Raw genomic sequence first — 25,955 nt, forward strand, 5'->3', positions numbered from 1 at the left:
TCCTCACTGCGGGTTACGAAAAATCCATTCGCGGATTTAGCCGGCCATGGGCAGGTGCCCAGGGCCAAGAAGGTTAAAGGTTAGGACAAAACGAAGTAATCGTAGCGCATCGACACGCTGACCTCGAACGGCTCGGCCTGTTCGATGACGGCTGCCCGGCGCTCGGCACTGGCGCGCCAGCCGTGGGGCGTCATGGCCAGCAGGTTGGCGCGGTCCTGGGGTTGGTCCAGGGTCAGCTTGAAGTCCAGGGTTTCGCTGTGTTGCAGCGACATGCCCTCGGGTACCAGCGCCAAGTGCTTGTCGTCGGTGTACTCGCGCACTTCGTCGTACAAGCGCTCGCGCAGTTCCATCAAGTGGCCGCTGGTCGGTCCGACTTTCATCAGGCCGCCGCCAGGGCTGAGCAGGCGCTTGGCCTCCAGCCAGTCGAGCGGGCTGAAGACGCTGGCCAGGAACTGGCAACTGGCATCGGCCAGCGGCACGCGGGCCATGCTGGCGATCAACCAGGTCACCTGCGGGTTGCGCTTGCAGGCGCGCTTCACCGCTTCGCGGGAGATGTCCAGCGCGTAGCCATCGGCCTGGGGCAGGGCGTCGGCGATTTGTGCGGTGTAGTAACCCTCGCCACAGCCGATGTCCAGCCAGCGCTGGGGCGCGCGTTCTGCGGCCAGTTCGGCCAGGCGCTTGGCTACCGGGGCGTAATGCCCGGCGTTGAGGAAGTCGCGGCGGGCCTCGACCATGGCCAGGTTGTCACCGGGGTCGCGGCTGTTCTTGTGCTGCACCGGCAGCAGGTTCAGGTAACCCTGGCGGGCACGGTCGAAGCGGTGCCCGGCCGGGCACGCCACGCCATTGTCGACCGCATGGAGCGGCGCGCTGCAAAGGGGGCAGGCGAGCATCAGGCGAGCAACTTGATCAGGGTCTGGTAGTAGATGTCGGTCAGCACATCGAGGTCCGCGGCCAATACCCGCTCATTGATCTGGTGGATCGTCGCGTTGACCGGGCCCAACTCGACCACCTGGGTGCCCATGGTGGCGATGAAGCGCCCGTCCGAGGTACCGCCGCTGGTGGAGGCGCGGGTGTCGCGGCCGGTGACGGCCTTGATGCTGGCCGACACGGCGTCGAGCAAGGCGCCCGGCTCGGTGAGGAACGGCAGGCCGGATAGCGCCCAGTCGATGTGCCAGTCCAGGCCATGCGTGTCGAGGATCACTGCCACGCGCTGTTGCAGGCCTTCGACGGTGGATTCGGTAGAGAAGCGGAAGTTGAACACCGCCACCAGGTCGCCGGGGATCACGTTGGTCGCGCCGGTGCCGGAGTTGAGGTTGGAGATCTGGAAGCTGGTCGGCGGGAAGAAGTCGTTGCCGTCGTCCCAGTGCTCGGCGGCCAGTTCGGCCAGGGCCGGGGCGGCGAGGTGGATCGGGTTCTTTGCCAGGTGCGGGTAGGCCACGTGGCCCTGCTTGCCGCGCACGGTGAGCTTGGCGCCGAGGGAGCCGCGACGACCGTTCTTGACCACGTCACCGACCAGGGTGGTGCTCGACGGTTCGCCGACGATGCACCAGTCCAGGCGCTCCTTGCGGGCCATGAGGCGCTCGACCACGGCTTTGGTGCCGTGATGGGCCGGACCTTCTTCGTCGCTGGTGATCAGGAAGGCCACCTTGCCCTTGTGGTCCGGGTAGTCGGCGACAAAACGCTCGGCCGCCACGGTCATGGCCGCCAGGCTGCCTTTCATGTCTGCTGCGCCGCGGCCGCAGAGCATGCCGTGTTCGTCGATCAGGGCATTGAACGGGTCGATCTGCCAGGCCGCTACCGGGCCGGTGGGGACAACGTCGGTGTGACCGGCGAAGCACAGCACCGGGCCGTCGTGGCGGCCATGGGTGGCCCAGAAGTTATCCACATCCTCGATGCGCATCGGCTCAAGGGCAAAGCCGGCATCGCCCAGGCGCTGCATCATCTGCTTCTGGCAATCGGCGTCCACCGGCGTGACGGAAGGACGGCGGATCAGGTCGATGGCCAGTTGGAGGGTCGGCGAAAGGTCGGCGTGGGCCGTCATGGAAAACTCCGGAAACATGAAATTGGGCACAGGCTAATGTGGGAGCGGGCGTGGTCGCGAAGCTTTTGGCGTCAGTGATCGCCTCTTCGCGGGCAAGCCCGCTCCCACAGGGATTGAGTTCGGCCGTTGAATCGTACCTGGCCAAGCCCCGCAAAATGGCGGCTATCTTAAAGCAAAACGGCGACCAGAGGCCGCCGTTTAGTGGATTGCAGCGATTTATGCCGCGGTGGCCGGCTCCGTCTCAGGTGCCGGTTTAGGCAGCGACGAGAGATAGGCCATGATCAGCGCGGCCAGGTACGGCAGCGACTGCACCAGCAGCATGGCCACCCAGAAGCGCATGTCGTTGGTCGGCAGGCCCTGTACCAGGAAAATGCCCAGCGCCGCGCCCCACAGCAGCAACATGATGAACATCTCTTCGCGGGCCTCGGAGATCGCCAGCCAGAAACCGTGGCTGTCGGCGTTCTTCGGCGTGCGAATGAACGGAATGCTGCTGGTGAAGAACCCATACAGCACCGCCTTGGCGATGGTGTGGGACAACGCGAGTCCGGCCAGGGCCGCGCAGAACGCATCCTTGAGGTTCACACCCACCGCACGGCGGTAGAGGAAGATGATCTTGGCCACCTTGAACACGAACAGCGCCAGTGGCGGGATCGCGAAGATCAGCAGCGGCGGGTCGACCCGTTGCGGCACGATGATCATCGCCGCGGACCACAGCAGGGCGCCGACGGTGAAGAAGATGTTCATGCCATCGGCGACCCACGGCAGCCAGCCCGCGAGGAAGTGATAGCGCTGGCCCCGGGTCAGCGCGGTGTCCTTGCCCCGCAACAGGCTGGCGGTGTGTCCCTTGATGATCTGGATCGCGCCGTAGGCCCAGCGGAAACGCTGCTTCTTGAAGTCGATAAAGGTATCGGGCATCAGGCCCTTGCCATAGCTGTGGTGGTGATAAGCCGCCGACAAGCCTTTATCGAAGACGCGCAGGCCCAGTTCGGCATCTTCGCAGATGCACCAGTCGGCCCAACCCAACTCGTCGAGCACGCTGCGCCGCGTCATGGTCATGGTGCCGTGCTGGATGATCGCGTCGCGGTCGTTGCGCGTCACCATGCCGATATGGAAGAAGCCTTTGTACTCGGCGTAGCAGAGCTTCTTGAAGGTGCTTTCGTTCTGGTCGCGGTAATCCTGGGGCGACTGCACGATGGCGATTTTCGGGTCGGCGAAGTGCGGCACCATGTGCTTGAGCCAGTTCGGATCGACGCAGTAGTCGGAGTCGATCACCGCGATGACTTCGGCGTCCTTGGCGGTGTGCGGCAGCAGGTAGTTCAACGCGCCGCCCTTGAACCCGGCCAACGGGGCGACGTGGAAGAACTTGAAGCGCGGGCCGAGGGTTTCGCAATAGGCCTGCACCGGCTCCCAGACGGCCGGATCCTTGGTGTTGTTGTCGATGATCAGGACTTCGAAGTCCGGATAGTCGAGCTTGGCCAGGGCGTCGAGGGTCTGTTTGACCATCTCTGGCGGCTCGTTGTAGCACGGCACGTGGATCGAGACTTTCGGCCGGTAGTTGGAGTCACCGTGCACGGGCAGGAACTCGCGCCGGCGTTTTTTCACCCACACGGCCTCGGCCAATTCATGGGCTTCGGTGAGCAAGACGATGAACACCCCGAACGCGCCGAGGGCGAGCAAGAAACCCACCGTCAGGCTGAACCAGGTGCTGTACTGCTGGCTGTAGTCGTAACCGATCCACACCAGCACCGAACCGCAGAGAAACGCGATGAAGGTCAGGAAGGTCCGGCCGCGCTGGCGCAGGGCCGAGCCGTCGATCATCAGCAGGGTCAGCGACAGCAACGCCAGCACCACCGAGCCAACGGCCAGCACGCGCCATTGCGGGATCGCCACCACCGGGCCTTCGAAGTTGAACTTCTGCTGGCGCGCGGCGTTGTACACGCCCCAATAGGCGCCGACGGAGCCTTCATCGCTGGCCTTCCACGGCTGGTCGAAGGCTTCGATCACGAAGTAGTTATAGCCCTGGCGGTTGAGCTTGTTGACCAGGGTGCGCAGGTAAATTGCCTGGTCCGCCGGTGTGGCATCGGCTCCACCGCGCATGCGGCCGTTGCTCGGCCAGCCGACCTCGGAGAGCAGCAGCGGTTTTTTCGGGAAGATTTTCTTCAAGTCGCGGGCGCGGTCCAGGACGAACTGGCCGGCCTCGTCCACTGGGATGAATTCCCAATAGGGCAGGATGTGCGCGGCGATCAGGTCGACGTGCTTGGCCAGTTGCGGGTACTTCTCCCAGATGTGCCATTGCTCGGAGGTGGTCACCGGAACCTTGACCGCCGCGCGGACGCGGTCGAGCAGGACGATCAACGCCTCGGGCGTGATCTCCTCGCGGAACAGGGCTTCGTTGCCGACCACCACCCGCACCACGCTGCGCGAGGTGTTGGCCAGCTCGATGGCGCGCTGGATCTCGCGCTCGTTGCGCTCCAGGTCCGGGCTGATCCAGATGCCGAGGGTCACGCGCAGGCCGAATTCCTCGGCCAGCTTGGGAATGTCCCCCAGGGAGCCGTCGACCGAGTAGATGCGGATGTTGTCCGTCAGCTTGCTCATGATCTCCAGGTCACGACGCATTTCATCGTCGGAGGGGTACTGGTTTTTCTGTGGGTACTGGCCTTGTTGGAACGGCGAGTAGGAAAAACCGGAGATCTGCTCAGGCCAGTTGGGGGTAGTAACCGGGCGGTTGATCAGCGCCCAGAAGCCGGTGAACAGTGCGGCGATGGCCAGCACTACGACCAGGTTGAGTCCTAATTTACGCGATGACATAGATGTTTCGGGTTCCAAAGAGAGTGGAACATTGGAGAAGACAGCTACCTTTCGGTGGTGCGAATCCTACACATGTACTTAAAGGAGCTTACAGCATGTGGAGTATTGCTCCGACCTTGGGCAGTGATTGACGGCTTAAGTTCTGTTTCCGGTCAGCGCGCTGAAGATTTACCTTTTGAGGTGGGAAGGTTTTATCGGGTCGTCGGTTTTTTGCTGTTTTATGTGCTCCAATTCTCCGTCGGTCCTATAATGCGCGCCGGTTTTTGGGATGCATCGGTCATGAGTACAGAAGATCCACGGTTTGCCGGTATCGCCCGCTTGTACGGCATCGAGGGCCTGGCACGCTTGCGCAGCGCCCATGTGGCGATTGTCGGTGTCGGTGGGGTGGGTTCCTGGGCGGCGGAAGCCATCGCCCGTTGCGGGGTGGGCGAGATATCGCTGTTCGACCTCGATGACGTGTGTGTCAGCAATGCCAACCGCCAGTTGCACGCGTTGGACAGTACCGTCGGCAAACTCAAGGTCGAGGTGATGGCTGAGCGCCTGCGCGGGATCAACCCGGACTGCACGGTGCATGCGGTGGCGGACTTCGTCACCCGCGAGACCATGGCCGAGTACATCACCCCGAACATCGATTGCGTGATCGATTGCATCGACAGCGTCAACGCCAAGGCGGCGCTGATTGCCTGGTGCAAGCGCCGCAAGATCCAGATCATCACCACCGGCGGTGCGGGCGGGCAGATTGATCCGACGCTGATCCAGGTGTGTGACCTGAACCGCACGTTCAATGATCCCTTGGCCTCGAAAGTGCGTTCCACCCTGCGCCGGGACTACAACTTCTCACGCACGGTGACCCGCCACTACAGCGTGCCGTGTGTGTTTTCCACTGAGCAACTGCGCTATCCCAAGCCTGATGGCAGCATTTGCCTGCAGAAGAGTTTTGTCGGCGACGGGGTCAAGCTGGACTGCGCCGGGGGCTTTGGCGCGGTGATGATGGTGACGGCGACCTTTGGCATGGTGGCAGCGACCAAGGCGGTGGATAAGATTGTGGCGGGTGTGCGGCGGCCGGCGGATAAGGTCAAGGTGGCCTGATAGCGGGCCTGTTTCTAGCGGATGTACCCGGATTCCCTGTGGGAGCGGGCTTGTCGGATCGCCTTACCGTCGTGAAGGCGGCCTGACAGCCAGCCTGGCTCTTGGCGGGTGTACCTATCCGTTGCTGCGGGTGTGGCGGCTGGCGGTTTCGCCCTTACGGCGACTCACTTTTTTTACAAGCGCCTAAAAAAAGTAAGCAAAAAAACGCTCGCCCCAAGCGTTCGGCCCCTCGCTAATGCTCGGCGTACCTTCGCTACGGTATCCCGCTGGGGGCATCGCCCTCCGGTTTGCTTCGCTGCACCTCCCTGCGATGTGTTCGACTGCGTCGAACGGCGCTGCGCGCCAGTCCCCAGAGGGATACCTTCGCTCAGCCTGCCGATGGGGCGGGTGGATCAAGAGCCAGATCAAGAGCGGCAGGCGAGCTAACGCTCGGCCTGTTGAGTGGTGAAGGGCGGATCGGCGGGAGTTTGGTGGTGGATTTGCTTTTGGTGGGAGTGAGCCTGACGGATCGCCGCACCGTCGCGAAGGCGGCCTGACAGCCGGCCTGTTTCTGGCGGATGTACCCAGATTCCCTGTGGGAGCGGGCTTGCTCGCGAAGGCGGCCTGAAATTCGGCCTGTTTCTAGCGGATGTACCCAGATCCATTGTGGGAGCTGGCTTGCCGGCGAAGGCGGCCTGAAATCCGGCCTGTTTCTGGCGGATGTACCCGGATTCCCTGTGGGAGCAAGTCTGTCGGATTGCTGCACGGTTGCGATGGACTGCGCAGTCTTTACCGAGCTATTTCACGCATGCGCTGTAGCACTGCAGTCAGGCCGTTGCTGCGCGAGGGGGACAATTGGCGGCTGAGGCCGAGTTGTTCGAACCATTCGGGCAGGTCCACGTGTTGCAATGCTTCTGTCGACAGTCCGTTGACTCGCGCCAGCAGCAGTGCCACCAGTCCGCGAATCATCCGGGCATCGCTGCTGGCGGTGAATTGCCAGTGGCCCGCGTGCAGGGTGCCCACCAGCCACATTTGGCTCTCGCAGCCGTGTACGCGGTTGGTCTCGCACTTGTCGGCATCGCTCAGTGCGGGCAGGCGTTCGCCCCATTGCATCAGCAGGCGCGCCCGTTGTTCCCAGCCGGCAGCGTCCTGGAATGCCTGGAGCGCGGTAATGGCGTCGGCGGGCAGGCTCATCGCAACAACTCCAGGGCTCGATCCAGGGCGTCGAAGAAGCGCTCCAGGTCGTCGGAGTCGTTGTACAGCGCCAGCGACACGCGGATGGCACCGGCCAGTTCGAAGCGTTTGAGCAGTGGCATGGCGCAGTGATGCCCGGCACGTACGGCGATGCCTTGTTCCGTCAGCAAGTGGGCGAGGTCGGCGTTGTGCACGTCGTCGACGACAAAGCTGGCGAGCGCCAGTTGCGGGTTGCCCAGCAAGCGAATGCCATTGCGCGCGCGCAAGCCATGCAGCAAGTAATCATGCAGCGCCGCTTCATGGGCGGCCACCGCGTCCTGGTCCAGGCCGGCGAGGTAGTCGAGGGTCGCGCCCAGGCCGATCACACTGGCGATCGGCGGGGTGCCGGCTTCGAAGCCCAGCGGTGCGGGGCGAAAACGTGCGTCCTGGTAGTTGGCGTCCAGCACCATCTCGCCGCCGAACTGCCAGGGGCGCAGCAATGCCAGCGCCTCATTGCGTCCGAATAGCACGCCCAGGCCGTCGGGCCCATACAGCTTGTGACTGGAAAACACGTAGAAGTCGCAACCCAGCGCCTGGATATCGTGCCGGCCATGGACGATGCCTTGGGCGCCGTCGACCACGGTCAGGGCGTTTTGCGCGTTGGCCAGTTCAAGCAGTGGGGCCAGCGGTTGCCAGGCGCCCAGCACGTTGGACAACTGGCTGACCGCCAGCAAGCGGGTACGCGGGCCGATCAGGCGGGCGGCGGCATCGAGGTCGATCAGGCCGTCGGCGTCCAGCGGCAAGACCACCAGCGTCGACTGCCGGCGCTTGGCCAGTTGCTGCCAGGGCAACAGGTTGGCGTGGTGTTCCAGGGCGCTGATGACAATCTCATCGCCCGGGTTGAAAAGATGTTCCAGGCCATAGGCCAGGAGGTTCAGCGCAGAGGTGGTGCCGTGGGTGAAGATGATCTGCCCGTGATCGCCAGCATTGAGCCATTGGCCAACTTTGCGTCGACTGTCCTCGAACGCCTGCGTGGCGTGGGCGGCGGGCAAGTGTTGGGCGCGATGGACGTTGGCCGCGCCATTGGCGTAGTAGTGGGTCAATGCGTCCAGCAGGGCCTGGGGCTTCTGGGTGGTAGCGGCGTTGTCCAGGTAGGTCTGGCCTTGCCGTTGCAGGGCGGCGATGGCCGGGAAGTCGGCGCGCCAGGGTGAGGCAATCATCATGTGTATGGCCCATGCGTCTGACCGTGTGGGAGCGAGCCTGCTCGCGAAAGCGTCCATGAGGCCGCCAAAAAGCTTCGCGAGCAGGCTCGCTCCCACAATCGATCGGTTACGTTGCCCGCAATGCTTAGTTGTGGGCGTGCAGCGCTTCGTTCAGTTCGATGGCCGACTTGTGGGTTTTGCACTCCACGGCACCGGTCTGGGAGTTGCGACGGAACAGCAGGTCGCTCTGGCCAGCCAGTTCGCGGGCTTTCACCACTTTGACCAGGTTGTCATTGGCGTCCAGCAGCGCCACCTTGGTCCCGGCGGTCACGTACAGGCCCGACTCGACGGTGTTGCGGTCGCCCAGTGGGAAACCGATACCGGCGTTGGCGCCGATCAGGCAGCCTTCGCCAACCTTGATCACGATGTTACCGCCGCCGGACAGGGTGCCCATGGTCGAGCAACCGCCGCCCAGGTCCGAACCCTTGCCGACGAATACGCCCGCCGATACGCGGCCTTCGATCATGCCCGGGCCTTCGGTGCCGGCGTTGAAGTTGATGAAGCCTTCGTGCATCACGGTGGTGCCTTCGCCCACGTAGGCACCCAGGCGCAGGCGCGCGGCGTCAGCGATGCGCACGCCGGCCGGCACCACGTAGTCGGTCATTTTCGGGAACTTGTCCACCGAGAACACTTCCAGCAACTCGCCACGCAGGCGGGCTTCGAGTTGGTGTGCAGCCAGTTCGCCCAGGTCGATGGCGCCTTGGCTGGTCCAGGCCACGTTCGGCAGCAACGGGAAGATCCCGGCCAGGCTCAGGCCGTGGGGCTTGACCAGGCGGTGGGACAGCAGGTGCAGCTTGAGGTAGGCCTCGGGGGTGGAGCTCAGTTGGGTGTCTTCGGCCAGCAGCGTGGCAACCAGCGGCTTGTGGCTCTCGGCCAGGCGTGTCAGCAGCGCGGCCTGGATGGCGTCGATGCCTTTGAGGGCGTCGGCCAGTTGTGACGCCTGGGCGGTGGTGAAGGCAATGGCCTGGTTGCCTTCGCTGTAACCCAGGATCGGCGTAACGGCGGCCACGATCTCAGCCGATGGCTTGAGCAGGGGGGCGGCGTAAAACACTTCCAGCCAGGTGCCTTGACGGTTTTGCGTGCCTACACCGAAGGCCATGCTGAACAGGGAATTGGACATGCTATTACCTCTAACGAAATTGAACGGGCTGCCTTACTTGAGTGCGGCCGCGTAGATATCTGGCTTGAAGCCAATCAGGGTTCGGTCACCGAGATCGAGCACCGGGCGCTTGATCATCGAGGGTTGTGCGAGCATCAGTTCGATGGCCTTGGCTTGATCGAGATCGGCTTTGCGTTCGTCATCGAGTTTGCGAAAGGTCGTGCCTGCACGGTTGAGCACCACTTGCCAGCCATGCTCGTTGCACCACTGGGTCAAGTGTTCACGGTCGATTCCGGCCGTCTTGTAATCATGGAATTCATAGCCGGCAGCGTGTTCATCGAGCCAGGTGCGCGCCTTTTTCATGGTGTCGCAGGCTTTGATGCCGAAAAGGTGCAACGGTTTGCTTGAATCGGTCAAGGAATTGCCCCCTTTACAGGTGCTGGAGTTCAAAGGTGACGGATTATGCCATGACCGGGCGGCTTGGGGGTCGTCCTGGCCGGGCATTGGTGCGCGGGGTGGCCGGCTGCGACCTTGGTGCAAAAGCCAGCCCTTAGTCTAAGCGGCTAATGTGGCACTTCGACGGCAAGGTGTTACCTGATGTGTGTTATTGCGTGTTAAGTGAGCACGGGCCGTCGTGTGGGAGTGCGCCTGACGGATCGCCGCACCGTCGCGAAGGCGGCCTGCCAGCCGACCAATCTCTTGCGGATGTACCCCGTTCAAAACTGTGGGAGCGAGCCTGCTCGCGAAGGCGGTGCGTCAGTCAACAGGAATGTCGAATGCACTGCGGCGTTCGCGAACAGGCGATGTACCTGGGGCTTACGGACGGCGTTGGATAAACGCGCGAATCCGCTCGGCGGCTTCGACGCATTCGGCCAGCGGCGCAACCAGGGCCAGACGCACGCGGCCTGCGCCTGGGTTGAATCCGTCAACTTCCCGCGACAGGTAGGAGCCCGGGACCACGGTCACGTGTTCCTCGATAAACAAGTCGCGACAGAACGCGGCGTCGTCGCCCTTTACGTTTGGCCAGAGGTAGAAGCCACCGTCCGGGCGCTGGATGTCCATGACCGGGCTGAGGGTCGCCAGCACCGCATCATATTTCTCGCGGTACAAGTCGCGGTTGGCGCGTACGTGCGCTTCGTCGTTCCAGGCGGCGATGCTGGCCCGTTGGGTCTGAACCGGCATGGCGCAACCGTGGTAGGTGCGATACAGCAAAAAGCCCTTGAGGATCTCGGCGTCTCCGGCCACGAAGCCCGAACGCAGGCCCGGCAGGTTGGAACGCTTGGACAGGCTATGGAACACCACGCAGCGCTTGAAGTCCTGGCGGCCCAGTTCCACGCAGGCGCTGAGCAGGCCCGGTGGCGGGGTTTGTTCGTCGAAGTACAGTTCGCTGTAGCACTCGTCGGCGGCGATCACGAAGTCGTGTTCGTCAGCCAGGGCAATCAGCTTCTTCAGGGTGTCCACCGGGATCAGCGCGCCGGTGGGGTTGCCTGGCGAGCACAGGAACAGGATCTGGCAGCGCTTCCAGACATCGGCCGAGACCGCGTCGAAGTCCGGGTTGAAGCCGTTTTCATCCAGGCACGGCAGGTAGTGCGGCTTGGCACCGGCGAGGAAGGCGGCGCCTTCATAGATCTGATAGAACGGGTTCGGGCTCACCACCAGCGCATCGTCACCGCGGTTGACCACGGTCTGGGTGAAGGCGAACAAGGCTTCGCGCGTGCCGTTGACCGGCAGCACGTTGCGCGCCGGGTCCAGCCAGCCGTTGGGCACGTTGAAGCGCCGTTCGCACCAGGCGGCGATGGCTTCGCGCAGGGCCGGGATGCCGAGGGTGGTCGGGTACACGGCCATCTGGTCCAGGTTGCTGGCCAGGGCTTCGGCGACAAAGCTGGGCGAACGGTGCTTCGGTTCGCCGATGGACAGCGCGATCGGGCGCTTGTCCGGGTTGGGCGTGACGGCACCGAGCAGGGAGCGCAGTTTCTCGAATGGGTAGGGCTGGAGCTGGTTCAGGGCGTTGTTCATGGGGGCCTCGTTCAGTGTGGCAGCGAGCCTGCTCGCGAAGGCGAGGTGTCAGTCGGCACGACGACAGCTTCGCGAGCAGGCTCGCTCCCACAGGGTGGAATGGGGTGGCTCAAATGTTGATGCGCGACAGCTTGATGTCGGGCTCATGGTTGACGTTCAGTTGCTCAACGATTGCATCCTGCAGCCGGCGGCAGAGTTCAGGGTCTGACAGCGGTTGGTTGTGAGCGTCGGTGATGAAGAATACGTCCTCGACCCGCTCGCCCAGGGTGGCAATCTTGGCGTTCTGCAGCGACAGGTCGAACTCCAGGAAGATCCCGCCGATCCGCGCCAGCAGGCCGGGACGGTCCGGGGCGCTGAGTTCGAGCACCGTCACAGGGCGCTGGGCGTCATTGGAGATGGTCACCTGGGGGGCGAAGGCAAAGTGCTTGAGCTGGCGTGGCACCCGGCGCTGGATGATGGTTGGGTAGTCATCCGGGTTGCGCAGGGCTTCGCTCAGGCCGTCGCGGATCTGTTTGACCCGGGCCGGGTTGTCGCCAATCGAGTCGCCATCGGTGTCGAGCACGATGTAGGTGTCGAGGGTGAACTGGCTGCTGGAGGTGATGATCCGTGCGTCGTGGATGTTCAGGTTGAGCTGGTCCATCGCCGCCACCGTCACGGCGAAGAAGTCGTGCTGGTCGGGGGCGTAGATGAAGATCTGTGTGCCGCCCTCGAACTCGCGCTGGGTGGTTTCCTTGATCAACACCAGTGGACCGGCTTCGGCCGGTTGCTGGAGGATGGCGTCGCTGTGCCAGGCCACGTCGTCGGCGGTGTGGCGCAGGAAGTAGTCATCACCCAGTTGCGACCAGAGTTGTTCGACGTCGTCCGGGTCCGTGCCGCCGCGTACCAGGATATCCAGGGCGGCGTCCTGGGTCTGGCGGATCTGCTCTTCGCGGTCCACCGGGTTTTCCAGGCCACGGCGCAACGCGCGCTGGGTCTCGGTGTACAACTGGCGCAACAGGCTGGCGCGCCAGGAGTTCCACAGGGTCGGGTTGGTGGCGTTGATGTCGGACACCGTCAGCACATACAGATAGTCGAGGTGGGTTTCGTCACCGACGATTTGCGCAAAGTCGTGGATCACCTGCGGGTCGGACAGGTCCTTGCGCTGGGCGGTGGTGGACATCACCAGGTGGTTCTGCACCAGCCAGACGATCAGGCGGCTGTCCCAGACCGGCAGTTGATGGCGTTGGCAGAACGCCTGCGCATCGACGGCGCCGATCTCCGAGTGATCGCCATGCCGGCCCTTGCCGATGTCGTGGTAGAGCCCGGCGAGGTAGATCAGCTCGGGCTTGGGCAGGCGGCCCATGAGCGTGCTGGCCAGCGGGAATTTTTCCGACACCTGGGTGTACTGCAATTTACGCAGGTGCTTGATCAGGTTCAGGGTGTGGGCGTCGACCGTATAGATGTGGAACAGGTCGTGTTGCATCTGCCCGACGATGAAACCGAACTCGGGCAGGTAGCGCCCGAGGATGCCGTAGCGGTTCATCCGCCGCAGATTGCGGTGGATACCGAACTTGCACTTGAACAGCTCGATGAACAGGCTGGTGTTACGGATGTCGTGGCGGAAATCGTCGTCGATCAGGCCGCGATGTTCGCGCAACAGGCGAATGGTATCGGCGCGCACGCCTTTGATTTCCGGTTGCTGGGCCATCAGGACAAAGATCTCCAGCATGGCAAACGGCGTGCGTTTGAACACGTTGCTGTTGATCGCCTCGATGTAGCCGTCATGCAACTGGAAGCGCGCATTGATGGGTTGCGGCAGTGCCTCGTCTTCCGGGGCGAGGATGATTTCCTCGAAGTGCTGGATGATCAGGTCACTGAGCTGGGCAATGCTCATCACCACTCGGTAGTACTGCTGCATGAAGTTTTCGATGGCCTGCTTGGCATCATCGCCTTCAAAACCCAGCAGGCCGGCAATCGAGCGCTGGTGATCGAGCAGCAGGCGATCTTCGGCACGCCCGGCGAGCATGTGCAGGGCGTAACGCACCTTCCAGAGAAACTCCTGGGACGAGGCGAGCAGGGCGTTTTCACTTTCGACCAGGAAGCCTTCGCCGGCCAGGGCGCGCAGGTTCAGCGTGCCGTATTGGCGGCGGGCCACCCACAATATGGTCTGGATATCCCGCAGGCCGCCCGGCGAGCCTTTGACGTTGGGCTCCAGGTTGTATTCGGTGTCGTTGTACTTATGGTGGCGGGCTTTTTGTTCGGCGCGCTTGGCGAGGAAGAACTCCTTGGCCGGCCACATGTGTGCGGTGCTGGTCACTTCGAGCATGCGCTGGCGCAGGTGTTCGGGGCCGGCAATGGTGCGGCTTTCCATCAGGTTGGTGACGACGGTCAGGTCGGCGCGGGCTTCTTCGGCGCATTCGTCCACTGAACGCACGCTCTGGCCGACTTCCAGGCCAATGTCCCATAGCAGCGTGAGAAAACGCTCGATGGAGTCGCGGAAAATCTCGTGATCGGCGCTGTCCAGCAGGATCAGCAGGTCGATGTCGGAATAGGGGTGCAATTCGCCGCGCCCATAACCGCCGACGGCGACCAGGGCGATATCGGCGTCTTGACTCCAACTGAACTGTTCCCAGGCTTTTTGCAGGATGTTGTCGACGAACCAGGCACGATCCTCGATCAGTCGGCGAATGTCCCGGCCTGCGCGAAAGCGCCCGTCGAGCACCTCGCGAGCCTGGCGGATCGCCTTCTTGAAGGCCGAGATAGGGCTTGCCTTCAGGGCCAGTTCAGCCTGGAACTGGCCGCGGTCGAAGAGTTCGGGATCCACCTGCGGCATCGATTGGCTTTCCTATCTATCTATAAAGCTGGGAACGGCAGGTCAGGCGGATACGCGTGGAATGGTGTCATCGCTGCGCAGGGTGAAGATCTCGTAACCGGTGTCGGTCACCAGCAGGGTGTGTTCCCACTGGGCGGAGAGCTTGCGGTCCTTGGTGATGGCGGTCCAGCCATCGCCCAGCACCTTGGTGTCGGCGCGGCCCTGGTTGATCATCGGCTCGATGGTGAAGGTCATGCCCGCCTTGAGTTCCATGCCGGTGCCGGCGCGGCCGTAGTGCAGGATCTGCGGCTCTTCGTGGAACACCTTGCCGATGCCATGGCCGCAGAACTCGCGCACGACCGAGAAGCCGTTCTTTTCAGCGTGCTTCTGGATGATCTCGCCGATGTCGCCCAGGCGGCAGCCTGGCTTGACGATTTCGATGGCCTTGTACATGCATTCCTGGGTGATCTGCGACAGGCGCTCGGCCCAGACCGGCACGTTGCCGACGTGGAACATGCGGCTGGTGTCGCCGTGGAAGCCGTCCTTGATCACCGTCACGTCGATGTTCAGGGTGTCGCCATCCTTGAGCGGCTTCTCATTCGGGATGCCGTGGCAGACCACGTGGTTGATCGAGGTGCAGATCGACTTCGGGTAGCCCTTGTAGTTGAGCGGGGCAGGGATGGCGTGCTGCACGTTGACGATATAGTCGTGGCAGATGCGGTCCAGCTCTTCGGTGGTGATGCCGGGCTTGACGTGTTCGGCAATCATTTCCAGCACTTCGGCGGCGAGTTTGCCGGCGACGCGCATTTTTGCGATGTCCTCTGGGGATTTGAGGGTGACAGTCATACAGGCTCTCTCTACGCTCAGTGGCGTTTTCTAATACGCAATGGGCTTGGCGCGATGCTGCTCGCGGCCCTGAAAAAGGCGATTCTAACAGACGATTACGGCAAATCCGTGGCTCTGTGTATCGCGTTGCCCTATAGAATGGCGCATTCTTGGACGATTCCAAGGGTAGAACCCGGGCGGGCGCCTGGTTTTTACAATCCGGGTTTCGTTTTCGCCCTCGGTATGATATAAAATGCGCCGCTTTCCGGGGATACCCCGAAAGGCTTAAATCCACACACGTGTCGACACGATGACCTGGGTGCCTTCAGCTGAAGCTGCTGGTTGGTCATTGGGATACGTGGAGGCCAAACCCGACTTATTAAGGAACTATCATGTCCCAAGTCAACATGCGCGATATGCTGAAGGCCGGTGTGCACTTCGGTCACCAGACCCGTTACTGGAACCCGAAAATGGGTAAGTACATTTTCGGCGCGCGTAACAAGATCCACATCATCAACCTTGAAAAAACCCTGCCAATGTTCAACGAGGCACTGACCTTCGTAGAGCGCCTGGCCCAGGGCAAAAACAAGATTCTGTTCGTCGGCACCAAGCGTTCCGCTGGCAAGATCGTTGCTGAAGAAGCAGCACGTTGCGGTTCGCCGTACGTCGATCACCGCTGGTTGGGCGGCATGCTGACCAACTTCAAAACCATCCGTGCTTCCATCAAGCGTCTGCGTGACCTTGAAGTGCAAGCCGAAGACGGTACTTTCGCCAAGCTGACCAAGAAAGAGGCGCTGATGCGCACTCGCGACCTGGAAAAGCTCGATCGTTCCCTGGGTGGTATCAAGGACATGGGCGGTCTGCCTGACGCACTGTTCGTTATCGACGTTGATCACGAGCGCATCGCGATCACCGAAGCCAACAAGCTGGGTATCCCGGTTATCGGCGTAGTCGATACCAACAGCAGCCCGGAAGGCGTTGACTACATCATCCCAGGCAACGATGACGCAATCCGCGCTATCCAGCTGTACATGGGTTCGATGGCTGACGCTGTCATCCGCGGTCGCAACCACGTTGCTGGCGGCACCGAGCAGTTCGTAGAAGAAGCTCCGGTAGCAGCAGCTGAGTAACTGACGCCTTGGCGTTGACTCAGTAAGCAAAAAGGGGGCTTGGCCCCCTTTTTGCCACCTCGAAAACCATTTGTCGGCGCCCACTGCTTTAACTGTAATGTGTGGCAGCTAACAAAGGTGGTTCGGGAAGAATTGAACGCCCGTTCGATCGGGTGGAATGGTTGATAACCTATCCAAGAGGAATTTTGAAATGGCAGAGATTACTGCAGCGTTGGTCAAAGAACTGCGCGAGCGTACTGGCGAAGGCATGATGGATTGCAAGAAAGCCTTGACCAAGGCTGACGGCGACATCGAAAAAGCCATTGATGACATGCGCGCTTCGGGCGCCATCAAGGCTGCCAAGAAAGCAGGCAACATTGCTGCTGAAGGCGCAATCGCTATCAAGGGCGACGGCAAGGCTGCCGTGATCCTGGAAGTGAACTCGCAGACTGACTTCCTGGCCCTGCAAGACGATTTCAAGAACTTCGTCGCTGCAAGCGTTGAGAAAGCCTTCGCTGAAAAACTGACCGACGCAGCTCCGCTGATCGCCGCTCAGGAATTGGCTCGCGAAGCGCTGATTGCCAAGGTTGGCGAAAACGTCAACATCCGTCGCCTGGCTCGTATCGAAGGTGATGTTGTGGGTGCTTACCTGCACGGTAACAAAATCGGTGTTGTTGTCGCGCTCAAAGGCGGCGACGAAGAGCTGGCTAAAGACGTTGCCATGCACGTTGCAGCGACCAACCCTGAGTTCCTGCTGCCAACGCAGGTCTCCGCTGAAGCTATCGAGCGCGAAAAAGCCGTGTTCATGCAGCTCAACGAAGACAAGATCAAAGGCAAGCCAGCCGAAATCGTTGAAAAAATGGTTGCCGGTCGTATCAGCAAGTTCCTGGCTGAAGCCAGCCTGGTTGAACAGGCTTTCGTTAAAAACCCAGAAATCACCGTTGGTGCTCTGGTCAAGAAAGCCGGCGCTGAAATCGTTTCTTTCACTTACTACAAAGTAGGTGAAGGCATCGAGAAGCCAGTCGACAACTTCGCTGAAGAAGTTGCTGCTCAACTGGCTGCTTCGAAGCAATAAGACAGTTTTCAACTGTCGCCCAAGAGAGGCTGCCCGCTCACGCGCGCAGCCTCTTTTCAGATGGGGATGCCAATTTATTTGGATTCTCGTCGGAACTGGCTTACAAAGCCGTGATCCGATGGCGCTGTGACAGCGTCAAGCTAGAGTGAACGCAGGCTGTAAACAGCCAGCAAAGAATTTTTAACAAACGCCACAGGAGAGATTCGCAATGGCTCAGCAGGGCAGTGGTTATCAGGCTCGCTATAAACGCATTCTACTCAAGCTTAGTGGCGAGGCCCTGATGGGCTCCGAAGAGTTCGGGATCGATCCCAAGGTACTCGACCGCATGGCACTGGAAGTCGGCCAACTGGTCGGTATCGGTGTTCAGGTGGGTCTGGTGATTGGTGGTGGCAACCTGTTCCGCGGTGCGGCACTGAGTGCTGCCGGCATGGATCGGGTTACAGGCGACCACATGGGCATGCTGGCCACTGTGATGAACGCTCTGGCCATGCGCGACGCCCTTGAGCGAGCCAACATCACCGCTATCGTAATGTCGGCGATTTCGATGGTCGGCGTTACTGATCACTATGATCGGCGCAAAGCCATGCGTCACCTGGATGCCAAGGAAGTGGTGATTTTCGCCGCGGGTACCGGCAATCCATTCTTCACCACCGATTCGGCGGCATGCCTGCGCGGTATCGAGATCAATGCGGATGTGGTGCTCAAAGCCACGAAGGTTGACGGTGTTTATACTGCAGATCCATTCAAAGACCCGCATGCCGAGAAGTTCGATCATCTGACTTATGATGAAGTGCTGGATCGCAAGCTGGGTGTAATGGACCTGACTGCTATTTGCTTGTGCCGCGACCACAAGATGCCGCTGCGCGTATTTAACATGAACAAGCCCGGCGCCCTGCTGAACATCGTACACGGCGGCGCGGAAGGGACTCTGATCGAGGAAATCGAACAATGATCAACGAAATCAAAAAAGACGCTCAAGAGCGCATGCAGAAATCCCTGGACTCGCTGAACCATGCATTTGGTCAGATTCGTACCGGCAAGGCACACCCAAGTATCCTGGGCAGCGTGATGGTGCCGTACTACGGCACAGACACCTCGATCACCCAGGTGGCCAACATCACCGTGAAGGACTCTCGTACCCTGCAAGTCGTGGCCTTCGAGCGCAACATGCTCGCAGCGGTCGACAAGGCGATCCAGAGTGCTGGCTTGAACCTCAACCCAACCAACCTGGGTGAGTTGCTGCTGATCTCCATGCCGGCCCTGACTGAAGAGACCCGCAAGGGCTTCACCAAGCAGGCACGTAGTGCAGCGGAAGATGCTCGTGTTGCCGTGCGTAATATCCGCCGTGACGCATTGAGCGACCTGAAGAAGCTGGTCAAGGACAAGGAAATCAGCGAAGACGAAGAGCGTCGCGCTGCTGCCGACATCCAGAAGCTGACCGATAAGGCTGAGGCTGATATCGATGCAGCTACCAAGCAAAAAGAAGCGGATTTGATGGCCGTATAAGGGTCGCGCTTTCATGGAAAAGAACAAGCAACCTGCACCGCCCTCGGTGCCGCGTCACGTCGCGATTATCATGGACGGTAATAATCGCTGGGCCAAAAAACGCTTCCTGCCCGGCGTTGCCGGGCACAAGGCGGGCGTCGATGCGGTGCGCGCTGTTATCGAGGTGTGCGCTGAATCGGGTGTCGAGGTCTTGACCCTGTTTGCGTTCTCCAGTGAAAACTGGCAGCGCCCCGCCGATGAAGTCAGTGCGCTGATGGACCTGTTCTTCAAGGCGTTGCGTCGTGAGGCCAAGCGCCTTAACGAGAACAACATCAGCTTGCGCATCATTGGCGACCGTTCGCGTTTTCACCCCGAGCTTCAGGCAGCCATGCGTGAAGCCGAGGCGATGACGGCGGGCGCCAATCGCTTTGTCCTGCAGATCGCCGCCAACTACGGTGGTCAGTGGGATATCGCCCAGGCTGCACAGCGTCTGGCGCGGGAGGTTCAAGCGGGGCACCTGCGTCCTGACGACATCACTCCAGAGCTGTTGCAAACCTGCCTGGCTACCGGCGACCTGCCGTTACCGGACTTGTGCATCCGCACGGGTGGCGAACATCGCATCAGCAACTTCCTGCTATGGCAACTCGCTTATTCCGAGTTGTACTTCTCCGACCTGTTCTGGCCGGACTTCAAACACGAAGCCATGCGCAATGCGCTGGCCGATTTCGCTTCTCGCCAGCGTCGCTTCGGTAAAACGAGCGAGCAGGTCGAAGCTGGAGCCCGGGTTTAATGCTTAAACAACGAATCATTACGGCACTGATCCTGCTGCCGATTGCCTTGTGCGGTTTTTTTCTGCTTGAAGGCTCCGGCTTTGCGCTGTTCATCGGCCTGGTGGTAACCCTCGGTGCCTGGGAGTGGGCGCGCCTGGCAGGTTTCGAGGCCCAGCCGATCCGTGTGGCCTATGCCGCTGTCGTGGCCGCGATGCTGTTTGTCATGCACCTGGTGCCGGGGCTTGCGCCCTGGGTGCTGGGCGCTGCCGTGCTGTGGTGGGGGGTGGCGACCTTCCTGGTGCTGACTTACCCCAGGACCAGCGAGCATTGGGCCAGTGCGGCCTGCAAGCTGGTGATCGGCCTGCTGATACTGTTGCCGGCCTGGCAAGGCCTGGTCCTGATCAAGCAGTACCCGCTGGGGAACGGGTTGATCATGGCGGTGATGGTGCTGGTCTGGGGTGCCGACATCGGCGCTTATTTCTCTGGTCGGGCCTTTGGCAAGCGCAAGCTGGCGCCGCTGGTCAGTCCAGGCAAGAGCTGGGAAGGCGTCTACGGTGGCCTGGCGCTGAGTTTGGTGCTTGCCCTCATTGTCGGCCTGGTTCGTGATTGGAGTGTCGGCGAGGTGCTGCTGGGGTTGATCGGTGCAGCCATCATCGTGTTCATTTCGGTGGTGGGCGACCTGACCGAGAGCATGTTCAAGCGCCAGGCGGGGATCAAGGACAGCAGTAACCTGCTGCCTGGTCACGGCGGGGTGCTGGATCGAATCGACAGCCTGACCGCCGCGATTCCGGTGTTCGCCGTGCTGCTTTGGATGGCGGCGCCGTGAGTCGTCCCCAACAGATTACCGTTCTTGGGGCGACCGGCTCCATCGGTCTGAGCACCCTCGACGTCATTGCACGTCATCCTGATCGTTTCCAGGCGTTTGCCTTGAGTGGCTACTCCCGGCTTGGTGAGTTGCTGGCCCTGTGCATTCGCCATGTGCCGCGCTTCGCGGTGGTGCCGGAGCCTGTGGCGGCGCGACGTTTGCAGGATGACCTGCGGGCGGCCGGACTGTCGACTCGGGTGCTGGTGGGGGAGGAGGGGCTGTGTCAGGTCGCCTCTGACCCTGAAGTCGATGCGGTGATGGCGGCCATTGTCGGGGCCGCGGGTTTGCGGCCGACCCTAGCCGCGGTCGAGGCCGGCAAGAAAATCCTGTTGGCCAATAAGGAGGCGCTGGTGATGTCCGGCGCCTTGTTCATGCAGGCAGTGCATCGGAGTGGGTCGGTGTTGTTGCCGATCGACAGTGAGCACAACGCCATTTTCCAGTGCATGCCGGCAGACTTTTCCCGCGGACTGGGTGCGGTGGGTGTCCGGCGGATCTTGCTGACGGCTTCTGGTGGTCCCTTTCGCCAGACGCCAATGCATGAGCTGGTGGATGTGACGCCGGATCAAGCGTGCGCCCACCCTAATTGGTCGATGGGGCGCAAGATTTCGGTCGATTCGGCCAGCATGATGAACAAGGGCCTGGAACTGATCGAGGCCTGCTGGTTGTTCGATGCCAAGCCGTCACAGGTTGAAGTGGTGATTCACCCGCAGAGCGTGATTCACTCGTTGGTCGACTATGTAGACGGCTCGGTACTCGCGCAATTGGGTAATCCGGATATGCGCACACCGATTGCCAATGCGCTGGCCTGGCCGGAGCGTATCGACTCCGGGGTGGCACCCCTGGATTTGTTTGCCATCGCGCGCTTGGACTTCCAGGCGCCTGACGAACAGCGTTTCCCGTGTCTGCGCCTGGCACGCCAGGCGGCAGAGGCGGGCAACAGTGCGCCGGCCATGTTGAATGCTGCGAATGAGGTGGCAGTTGCGGCGTTTCTTGATGGGCGTGTCCGTTACCTGGAGATCGCGAGTATCATCGAGGAGGTCCTGAACCTCGAGCCCGTGGTTGCGGTCGATGACTTGGATGCAGTGTTTACGGCGGACGCTAAAGCGCGTGAGTTGGCGCAGCGTTGGTTGGGTCGCCACGGGCGATAGTGTGGTGGCCGATTGGCCAGCGGTAGTGCTGAGCGGGAATACGGAGAAAGTAGATGAGCGCGCTCTATATGATTGTCGGCACCCTGGTGGCATTGGGCGTGCTGGTCACCTTCCACGAGTTTGGCCATTTCTGGGTCGCCCGCCGCTGTGGCGTCAAGGTGCTGCGCTTTTCCGTAGGCTTCGGCATGCCGCTGCTGCGCTGGCATGATCGGCACGGCACCGAGTTTGTGATTGCTGCTATTCCGCTGGGCGGCTACGTCAAGATGCTTGATGAGCGCGAAGGCGAAGTCCCGGCCGAGCAGTTAGATCAATCCTTCAATCGCAAGACCGTGCGCCAGCGCATTGCAATCGTTGCGGCGGGCCCGATTGCCAATTTTTTACTGGCCCTGGTGTTTTTCTGGGTGCTGGCCATGTTGGGCAGCGAGCAACTGCGTCCGGTCATCGGTGGTGTCGAGGCGGGCAGTATCGCGGCCAAGGCGGGGTTGACCGCCGGGCAGGAGATTGTCGCCATCGATGGCGAGCCGACCGTGGGCTGGGGCGCGGTTAACCTGCAACTGGTCCGGCGTCTTGGTGAGAGCGGTGCCCTGCAGTTGCTGGTGCGCGAGCAAGGCTCTACGGTCGACTCGCCGCGCGAGTTGGTGTTGGATCATTGGCTCAAGGGCGCCGATGAGCCGGACCCGATCCGCTCCCTGGGCATTCGTCCATGGCGTCCGGCGTTGCCGCCGGTGCTGGCGGAACTCGACCCCAAGGGGCCGGCGCAAGCGGCAGGCCTGAAGGCCGGCGACCGCCTGCTGGCGCTCGACGGTCAGGCCTTGAGCGATTGGCAGCAAGTGGTGGATTGGGTCCGTGTACGTCCTGATACCAAAATTATGCTGCGCGTCGAGCGCGACGGTGCTCAAATCGACGTCCCGGTAACCTTGGCGACACGCGGCGAAGCGAAAGCGGCGGGTGGTTATCTGGGTGCAGGGGTAAAGGCTGTCGACTGGCCACCAGAGATGGTCCGTGAAGTCAGTTTCGGTCCCTTGGCGGCCATTGGCGAGGGTGCAAGGCGCACTTGGACCATGAGTGTACTGACCCTCGACTCGCTCAAGAAAATGTTGTTCGGCGAGCTCTCGGTAAAAAACTTGAGTGGACCGATAACCATTGCTAAAGTGGCGGGCGCTTCTGCCCAGTCGGGTGTCGCTGATTTCCTGAATTTCCTTGCTTATCTGAGTATTAGCCTGGGGGTTCTGAATTTGTTGCCCATTCCTGTACTGGATGGGGGGCATTTGTTGTTTTATCTGATCGAGTGGGTGCGTGGTCGCCCCTTGTCAGATCGGGTGCAGGGTTGGGGGATACAGATCGGTATCAGCTTGGTGGTCGGGGTGATGTTACTTGCCCTGGTCAACGATCTGGGTCGACTGTAACGCTTCGCTGAATTGCGAATCTGCCGCATTTGCGGCAGTTTGTTTATTGCCAGTTGGAATAAGAAAGGACTTCATGAAACGTCTGCTGCTAACTGCGGTTCTCTCCGTATTGATGATCGCCGAAGTTCACGCCGAGTCCTTCACTATCTCCGATATTCGCGTCAATGGCCTCCAGCGGGTCTCCGCGGGTAGCGTCTTTGGTGCCTTGCCGTTGAACGTCGGTGAGCAGGCGGACGATCGTCGCCTGGTGGAATCCACTCGTGCGCTGTTCAAAACCGGTTTCTTTCAAGACATCCAACTGGGTCGCGACGGCAATGTCCTGGTCATCACGGTAGTCGAGCGCCCGTCGGTCGCCAGTATCGAGATCGAAGGCAACAAGGCGATCTCCACTGAAGACCTGATGAAAGGCCTCAAGCAGTCCGGTCTGGCCGAAGGCGAAATCTTCCAGCGGGCGACGCTTGAAGGTGTGCGTAACGAGCTACAGCGTCAGTACGTAGCCCAGGGCCGCTACTCGGCAACCGTTGATACTGAAGTTGTGCCCCAGCCGCGCAACCGCGTTGGCCTGAAGGTCAATATCAACGAAGGTACCGTTGCAGCGATCCAGCACATCAACGTCGTGGGCAACACCGTTTTCCCCGACGAAGACCTGATCGACCTGTTCGAACTCAAGACCAGCAACTGGCTGTCGTTCTTCAAGAACGATGACAAGTACGCCCGCGAAAAACTCTCCGGTGACCTGGAGCGCCTTCGCTCCTACTACCTGGATCGTGGCTATATCAACATGGATATCGCCTCCACCCAGGTGTCGATCACCCCGGACAAGAAACACGTCTACATCACTGTCAACGTCAACGAAGGCCAGAAGTACAAGGTCCGTGACGTAAAACTGAGCGGTGACCTGAAGGTGCCTGAAGACCAGGTCAAGGCGTTGCTGCTGGTGCAGCAAGGCCAGGTGTTCTCGCGCAAGCTGATGACCACCACTTCCGAGCTGATCACCCGTCGCCTGGGTAACGAGGGTTACACCTTCGCCAACGTCAACGGCGTACCGTCGCCTCATGACGATGATCACACGGTTGATATCACCTTCGTCGTCGACCCGGGCAAGCGTGCCTACGTCAACCGCATCAACTTCCGCGGCAACACCAAGTCGGAAGACGAAGTGCTGCGTCGTGAAATGCGCCAGATGGAAGGTGGCTGGGCTTCGACCTACCTGATCGATCAATCCAAGACCCGCCTGGAGCGTCTGGGCTTCTTCAAGGAAGTCAACGTCGAGACCCCGGCTGTACCGGGCGTGGATGACCAGGTTGATGTGAACTACAGCGTTGAGGAACAGGCGTCCGGCTCGATTACCGCCAGCGTCGGTTTTGCACAGAGTGCCGGTTTGATCCTCGGTGGCTCGATCACCCAGAACAACTTCCTGGGTACCGGTAACAAGGTCAGCATTGGCCTGACCCGCAGTCAATACCAGAGCCGCTATAACTTCGGTTATGTGGACCCCTACTGGACTGCTGATGGCGTGAGCCTGGGTTACAACGCGTTCTATCGCACCACCGACTACAAAGACCTCGACGTCGACGTAGCCAGCTATGCAGTAGACAGCCTGGGTGCGGGCGTCAGCGTTGGTTACCCGATCAGCGAGACTTCCCGCCTGACCTTCGGCCTGACGGCACAGCAAGACAAGATCAAGACCGGTCAATACACCGTTGACGAGATCTTCGACTTCGTGAACAGGGAAGGTGATCAGTACCTGAACTTCAAGGCGTCGGCCGGCTGGTCCGAGTCGACCCTGAACAAGGGTGTGCTGGCGACCCGTGGCCACTCCCAGAGCGTAACCCTGGAAGCCACTACACCGGGCAGCGACCTGTCGTTCTTCAAGCTCGACTACCGTGGCCAGTTGTTCCAGCCGCTGAGTGACAACTACACCGTTCGCCTGCATACCGAACTGGGTTATGGCGACGGTTATGGTTCCACCGATGGTTTGCCGTTCTATGAAAACTACTATGCTGGTGGCTTCAACTCGGTTCGTGGCTTCAAGGACAGTACCTTGGGGCCGCGTAGTACGCCGAGCCGTGGCGCCAAAGATACCGGTAACGTGGGTACGATCGCTGACCCGGACCAGGATCCGCTGCCGTTTGGTGGTAACGTATTGATCCAGGGTGGTGCGGAGTTGTTGTTCCCACTGCCGTTCGTCAAGGACCAGCGTTCGTTGCGTACCTCTGTGTTCTGGGACGTGGGTAACGTGTTCGATTCCAAGTGTGATCAGAGCACCAACACCAATGGTGTTACGAAGTCCAACACGCAATGCAACGACATCAGTCTGAGCAACCTGGCCAGCTCCGTGGGCGTTGGCGTGACCTGGGTCACCGCATTGGGTCCTTTGAGCTTTGCGCTGGCCATGCCGGTCAAGAAACCTGATAACGCTGAAACCCAAGTGTTCCAATTTTCCCTCGGTCAGACGTTCTAAGCGTCTAACTCAAGATAACGACAATGGATTTGTAGGAGTGCATCGTGCGTAAGTTGACTCAATTGGTTCTCCTGGCGACTGTCCTGGTAGCAACCCCGGCGTTTGCCGAGATGAAAATCGCTGTACTGAACTATCAGATGGCATTGCTTGAGTCTGACGCGGCCAAGAAATACGCCGTGGATGCCGAGAAGAAGTTCGGTCCGCAGTTGACCAAACTCAAGACCCTGGAAAGCAGCGCCAAGGGCATCCAAGATCGACTGGTAGCCGGTGGCGACAAGATGGCCCAGGGCGAGCGCGAGCGACTTGAGCTGGAATTCAAGCAGAAGGCCCGTGACTTTCAGTTCCAGTCCAAGGAGCTGAACGAAGCCAAGGCTGTTGCTGACCGTGAAATGCTGAAGCAGCTGAAGCCGAAACTGGACAGCGCTGTGGAAGAAGTCATCAAGAAAGGTGCTTTTGACCTGGTCTTCGAGCGTGGCGCAGTGATCGATGTCAAACCTCAATATGACATCACTCGCCAGGTTATCGAGCGCATGAATCAGCTGAAATAATC

Annotated in this window: 21 protein-coding genes; 11 read left to right on the forward strand and 10 right to left on the reverse strand. The window is 60.8% G+C overall.

Translation table 11 applies throughout. The features are described 5' to 3' along the window. Positions 1 to 80: 80 nt before the first annotated feature. The 3 genes from BMW74_RS01225 to BMW74_RS01235 all read right to left on the reverse strand — a co-directional run bounded on the left by BMW74_RS01225 (position 81) and on the right by BMW74_RS01235 (position 4,849). Positions 81 to 890 (reverse strand): putative RNA methyltransferase, encoded by an 810-nt coding sequence (locus BMW74_RS01225; RefSeq protein ID WP_093412391.1) that lies wholly within the window; start codon positions 888 to 890, stop codon positions 81 to 83. Next, positions 890 to 2,041, reverse strand: coding sequence for a succinyl-diaminopimelate desuccinylase (gene dapE, locus BMW74_RS01230; protein ID WP_093412394.1), 1,152 nt, complete (start codon positions 2,039 to 2,041; stop codon positions 890 to 892). Before dapE ends, BMW74_RS01225 begins: the two co-directional genes overlap by 1 nt. A 216-nt stretch (positions 2,042 to 2,257) precedes the next feature. Continuing rightward, positions 2,258 to 4,849, reverse strand: a complete 2,592-nt coding sequence (locus BMW74_RS01235; RefSeq protein ID WP_093412396.1) for a glycosyltransferase — start codon at positions 4,847 to 4,849, stop codon at positions 2,258 to 2,260. 279 nt (positions 4,850 to 5,128) lie between these two features. Between BMW74_RS01235 and tcdA the strand changes: the two genes are divergently transcribed. After that, on the forward strand, positions 5,129 to 5,938 hold the full coding sequence (gene tcdA / locus BMW74_RS01240) for a tRNA cyclic N6-threonylcarbamoyladenosine(37) synthase TcdA (RefSeq protein ID WP_175479134.1): 810 nt from the start codon (positions 5,129 to 5,131) through the stop codon (positions 5,936 to 5,938). Between the two features lie 768 nt (positions 5,939 to 6,706). Here the strand turns inward: tcdA and BMW74_RS01245 are convergent. The 7 genes from BMW74_RS01245 to map all read right to left on the reverse strand — a co-directional run bounded on the left by BMW74_RS01245 (position 6,707) and on the right by map (position 15,104). Continuing rightward, the gene (locus BMW74_RS01245) at positions 6,707 to 7,111 is read right to left on the reverse strand and encodes a SufE family protein (protein WP_093412402.1); all 405 of its coding nucleotides are present in this window, start codon (positions 7,109 to 7,111) and stop codon (positions 6,707 to 6,709) included. Continuing rightward, positions 7,108 to 8,313: an aminotransferase class V-fold PLP-dependent enzyme gene (locus tag BMW74_RS01250; protein WP_093412405.1), complete on the reverse strand. Its 1,206-nt coding sequence runs from the start codon at positions 8,311 to 8,313 to the stop codon at positions 7,108 to 7,110. The genes BMW74_RS01245 and BMW74_RS01250 overlap by 4 nt, the downstream gene beginning before the upstream one ends. A 124-nt stretch (positions 8,314 to 8,437) precedes the next feature. Next, complete coding sequence (gene dapD, locus BMW74_RS01255) at positions 8,438 to 9,472, reverse strand: 2,3,4,5-tetrahydropyridine-2,6-dicarboxylate N-succinyltransferase (protein ID WP_093412408.1); 1,035 nt, start codon at positions 9,470 to 9,472, stop codon at positions 8,438 to 8,440. A 33-nt stretch (positions 9,473 to 9,505) separates the two neighbouring features. Further along, the gene (locus BMW74_RS01260) at positions 9,506 to 9,868 is read right to left on the reverse strand and encodes an ArsC family reductase (protein WP_256562500.1); all 363 of its coding nucleotides are present in this window, start codon (positions 9,866 to 9,868) and stop codon (positions 9,506 to 9,508) included. A 399-nt stretch (positions 9,869 to 10,267) separates the two neighbouring features. After that, positions 10,268 to 11,467: a succinyldiaminopimelate transaminase gene (dapC, locus tag BMW74_RS01265; protein WP_093412414.1), complete on the reverse strand. Its 1,200-nt coding sequence runs from the start codon at positions 11,465 to 11,467 to the stop codon at positions 10,268 to 10,270. Between the two features lie 109 nt (positions 11,468 to 11,576). Next, positions 11,577 to 14,279, reverse strand: a complete 2,703-nt coding sequence (locus BMW74_RS01270; RefSeq protein WP_093412417.1) for a [protein-PII] uridylyltransferase — start codon at positions 14,277 to 14,279, stop codon at positions 11,577 to 11,579. A 42-nt stretch (positions 14,280 to 14,321) separates the two neighbouring features. Next, positions 14,322 to 15,104 carry a type I methionyl aminopeptidase gene (map, locus tag BMW74_RS01275; RefSeq protein ID WP_093412421.1) on the reverse strand — a complete coding sequence of 261 codons (783 nt, stop codon included), beginning with the start codon at positions 15,102 to 15,104 and terminating at the stop codon, positions 14,322 to 14,324. Between the two features lie 371 nt (positions 15,105 to 15,475). On the opposite strand from map, the gene rpsB reads away from it, so the two are divergent. The 10 genes from rpsB to BMW74_RS01325 all read left to right on the forward strand — a co-directional run bounded on the left by rpsB (position 15,476) and on the right by BMW74_RS01325 (position 25,953). Beyond that, positions 15,476 to 16,213: a 30S ribosomal protein S2 gene (gene rpsB / locus BMW74_RS01280; RefSeq protein WP_003219330.1), complete on the forward strand. Its 738-nt coding sequence runs from the start codon at positions 15,476 to 15,478 to the stop codon at positions 16,211 to 16,213. Between the two features lie 190 nt (positions 16,214 to 16,403). Further along, positions 16,404 to 17,267: a translation elongation factor Ts gene (tsf, locus tag BMW74_RS01285; protein ID WP_093412424.1), complete on the forward strand. Its 864-nt coding sequence runs from the start codon at positions 16,404 to 16,406 to the stop codon at positions 17,265 to 17,267. 208 nt (positions 17,268 to 17,475) lie between these two features. Beyond that, entirely contained in the window at positions 17,476 to 18,219 is a 744-nt protein-coding gene (pyrH, locus tag BMW74_RS01290; RefSeq protein WP_071487452.1) for a UMP kinase, read from the forward strand. Continuing rightward, a complete protein-coding gene (frr, locus tag BMW74_RS01295) occupies positions 18,216 to 18,773 on the forward strand; it encodes a ribosome recycling factor (protein ID WP_093412427.1) in 558 nt (185 codons plus the stop codon). The genes pyrH and frr overlap by 4 nt, the downstream gene beginning before the upstream one ends. 13 nt (positions 18,774 to 18,786) lie before the next feature. Continuing rightward, positions 18,787 to 19,542, forward strand: a complete 756-nt coding sequence (gene uppS, locus BMW74_RS01300; protein ID WP_093412430.1) for a polyprenyl diphosphate synthase — start codon at positions 18,787 to 18,789, stop codon at positions 19,540 to 19,542. Beyond that, complete coding sequence (locus BMW74_RS01305) at positions 19,542 to 20,348, forward strand: phosphatidate cytidylyltransferase (RefSeq protein ID WP_093412434.1); 807 nt, start codon at positions 19,542 to 19,544, stop codon at positions 20,346 to 20,348. The genes uppS and BMW74_RS01305 overlap by 1 nt, the downstream gene beginning before the upstream one ends. Next, complete coding sequence (ispC, locus tag BMW74_RS01310; protein ID WP_093412437.1) at positions 20,345 to 21,535, forward strand: 1-deoxy-D-xylulose-5-phosphate reductoisomerase; 1,191 nt, start codon at positions 20,345 to 20,347, stop codon at positions 21,533 to 21,535. Before BMW74_RS01305 ends, ispC begins: the two co-directional genes overlap by 4 nt. A 53-nt stretch (positions 21,536 to 21,588) precedes the next feature. Then, complete coding sequence (gene rseP / locus BMW74_RS01315) at positions 21,589 to 22,941, forward strand: sigma E protease regulator RseP (RefSeq protein WP_093412440.1); 1,353 nt, start codon at positions 21,589 to 21,591, stop codon at positions 22,939 to 22,941. Between the two features lie 73 nt (positions 22,942 to 23,014). Continuing rightward, positions 23,015 to 25,405 carry an outer membrane protein assembly factor BamA gene (gene bamA, locus BMW74_RS01320; RefSeq protein ID WP_093412443.1) on the forward strand — a complete coding sequence of 797 codons (2,391 nt, stop codon included), beginning with the start codon at positions 23,015 to 23,017 and terminating at the stop codon, positions 25,403 to 25,405. Positions 25,406 to 25,449: 44 nt separating this feature from the next. Next, positions 25,450 to 25,953, forward strand: a complete 504-nt coding sequence (locus tag BMW74_RS01325) for an OmpH/Skp family outer membrane protein (protein WP_093412446.1) — start codon at positions 25,450 to 25,452, stop codon at positions 25,951 to 25,953. The last annotated feature ends 2 nt before the right edge of the window (positions 25,954 to 25,955 follow it).

The organism is Pseudomonas sp. ok272 (assembly GCF_900109995.1).
In the GTDB taxonomy this organism is placed as follows: Bacteria; Pseudomonadota; Gammaproteobacteria; order Pseudomonadales; family Pseudomonadaceae; genus Aquipseudomonas.

Coding starts and splice junctions, on each gene's coding strand:
- pyrH (WP_071487452.1), top strand. CDS start 17,476: ATGGCTCAGCAGGGCAGTGGTTATCAGGCTCGCTATAAACGCATTCTA.
- dapC (WP_093412414.1), bottom strand. CDS start 11,467: ATGAACAACGCCCTGAACCAGCTCCAGCCCTACCCATTCGAGAAACTG.
- bamA (WP_093412443.1), top strand. CDS start 23,015: ATGAAACGTCTGCTGCTAACTGCGGTTCTCTCCGTATTGATGATCGCC.
- tsf (WP_093412424.1), top strand. CDS start 16,404: ATGGCAGAGATTACTGCAGCGTTGGTCAAAGAACTGCGCGAGCGTACT.
- BMW74_RS01250 (WP_093412405.1), bottom strand. CDS start 8,313: ATGATGATTGCCTCACCCTGGCGCGCCGACTTCCCGGCCATCGCCGCC.
- BMW74_RS01305 (WP_093412434.1), top strand. CDS start 19,542: ATGCTTAAACAACGAATCATTACGGCACTGATCCTGCTGCCGATTGCC.
- BMW74_RS01245 (WP_093412402.1), bottom strand. CDS start 7,111: ATGAGCCTGCCCGCCGACGCCATTACCGCGCTCCAGGCATTCCAGGAC.
- BMW74_RS01225 (WP_093412391.1), bottom strand. CDS start 890: ATGCTCGCCTGCCCCCTTTGCAGCGCGCCGCTCCATGCGGTCGACAAT.
- tcdA (WP_175479134.1), top strand. CDS start 5,129: ATGAGTACAGAAGATCCACGGTTTGCCGGTATCGCCCGCTTGTACGGC.
- BMW74_RS01235 (WP_093412396.1), bottom strand. CDS start 4,849: ATGTCATCGCGTAAATTAGGACTCAACCTGGTCGTAGTGCTGGCCATC.
- rpsB (WP_003219330.1), top strand. CDS start 15,476: ATGTCCCAAGTCAACATGCGCGATATGCTGAAGGCCGGTGTGCACTTC.
- dapD (WP_093412408.1), bottom strand. CDS start 9,472: ATGTCCAATTCCCTGTTCAGCATGGCCTTCGGTGTAGGCACGCAAAAC.
- BMW74_RS01270 (WP_093412417.1), bottom strand. CDS start 14,279: ATGCCGCAGGTGGATCCCGAACTCTTCGACCGCGGCCAGTTCCAGGCT.
- frr (WP_093412427.1), top strand. CDS start 18,216: ATGATCAACGAAATCAAAAAAGACGCTCAAGAGCGCATGCAGAAATCC.
- uppS (WP_093412430.1), top strand. CDS start 18,787: ATGGAAAAGAACAAGCAACCTGCACCGCCCTCGGTGCCGCGTCACGTC.
- dapE (WP_093412394.1), bottom strand. CDS start 2,041: ATGACGGCCCACGCCGACCTTTCGCCGACCCTCCAACTGGCCATCGAC.
- map (WP_093412421.1), bottom strand. CDS start 15,104: ATGACTGTCACCCTCAAATCCCCAGAGGACATCGCAAAAATGCGCGTC.
- rseP (WP_093412440.1), top strand. CDS start 21,589: ATGAGCGCGCTCTATATGATTGTCGGCACCCTGGTGGCATTGGGCGTG.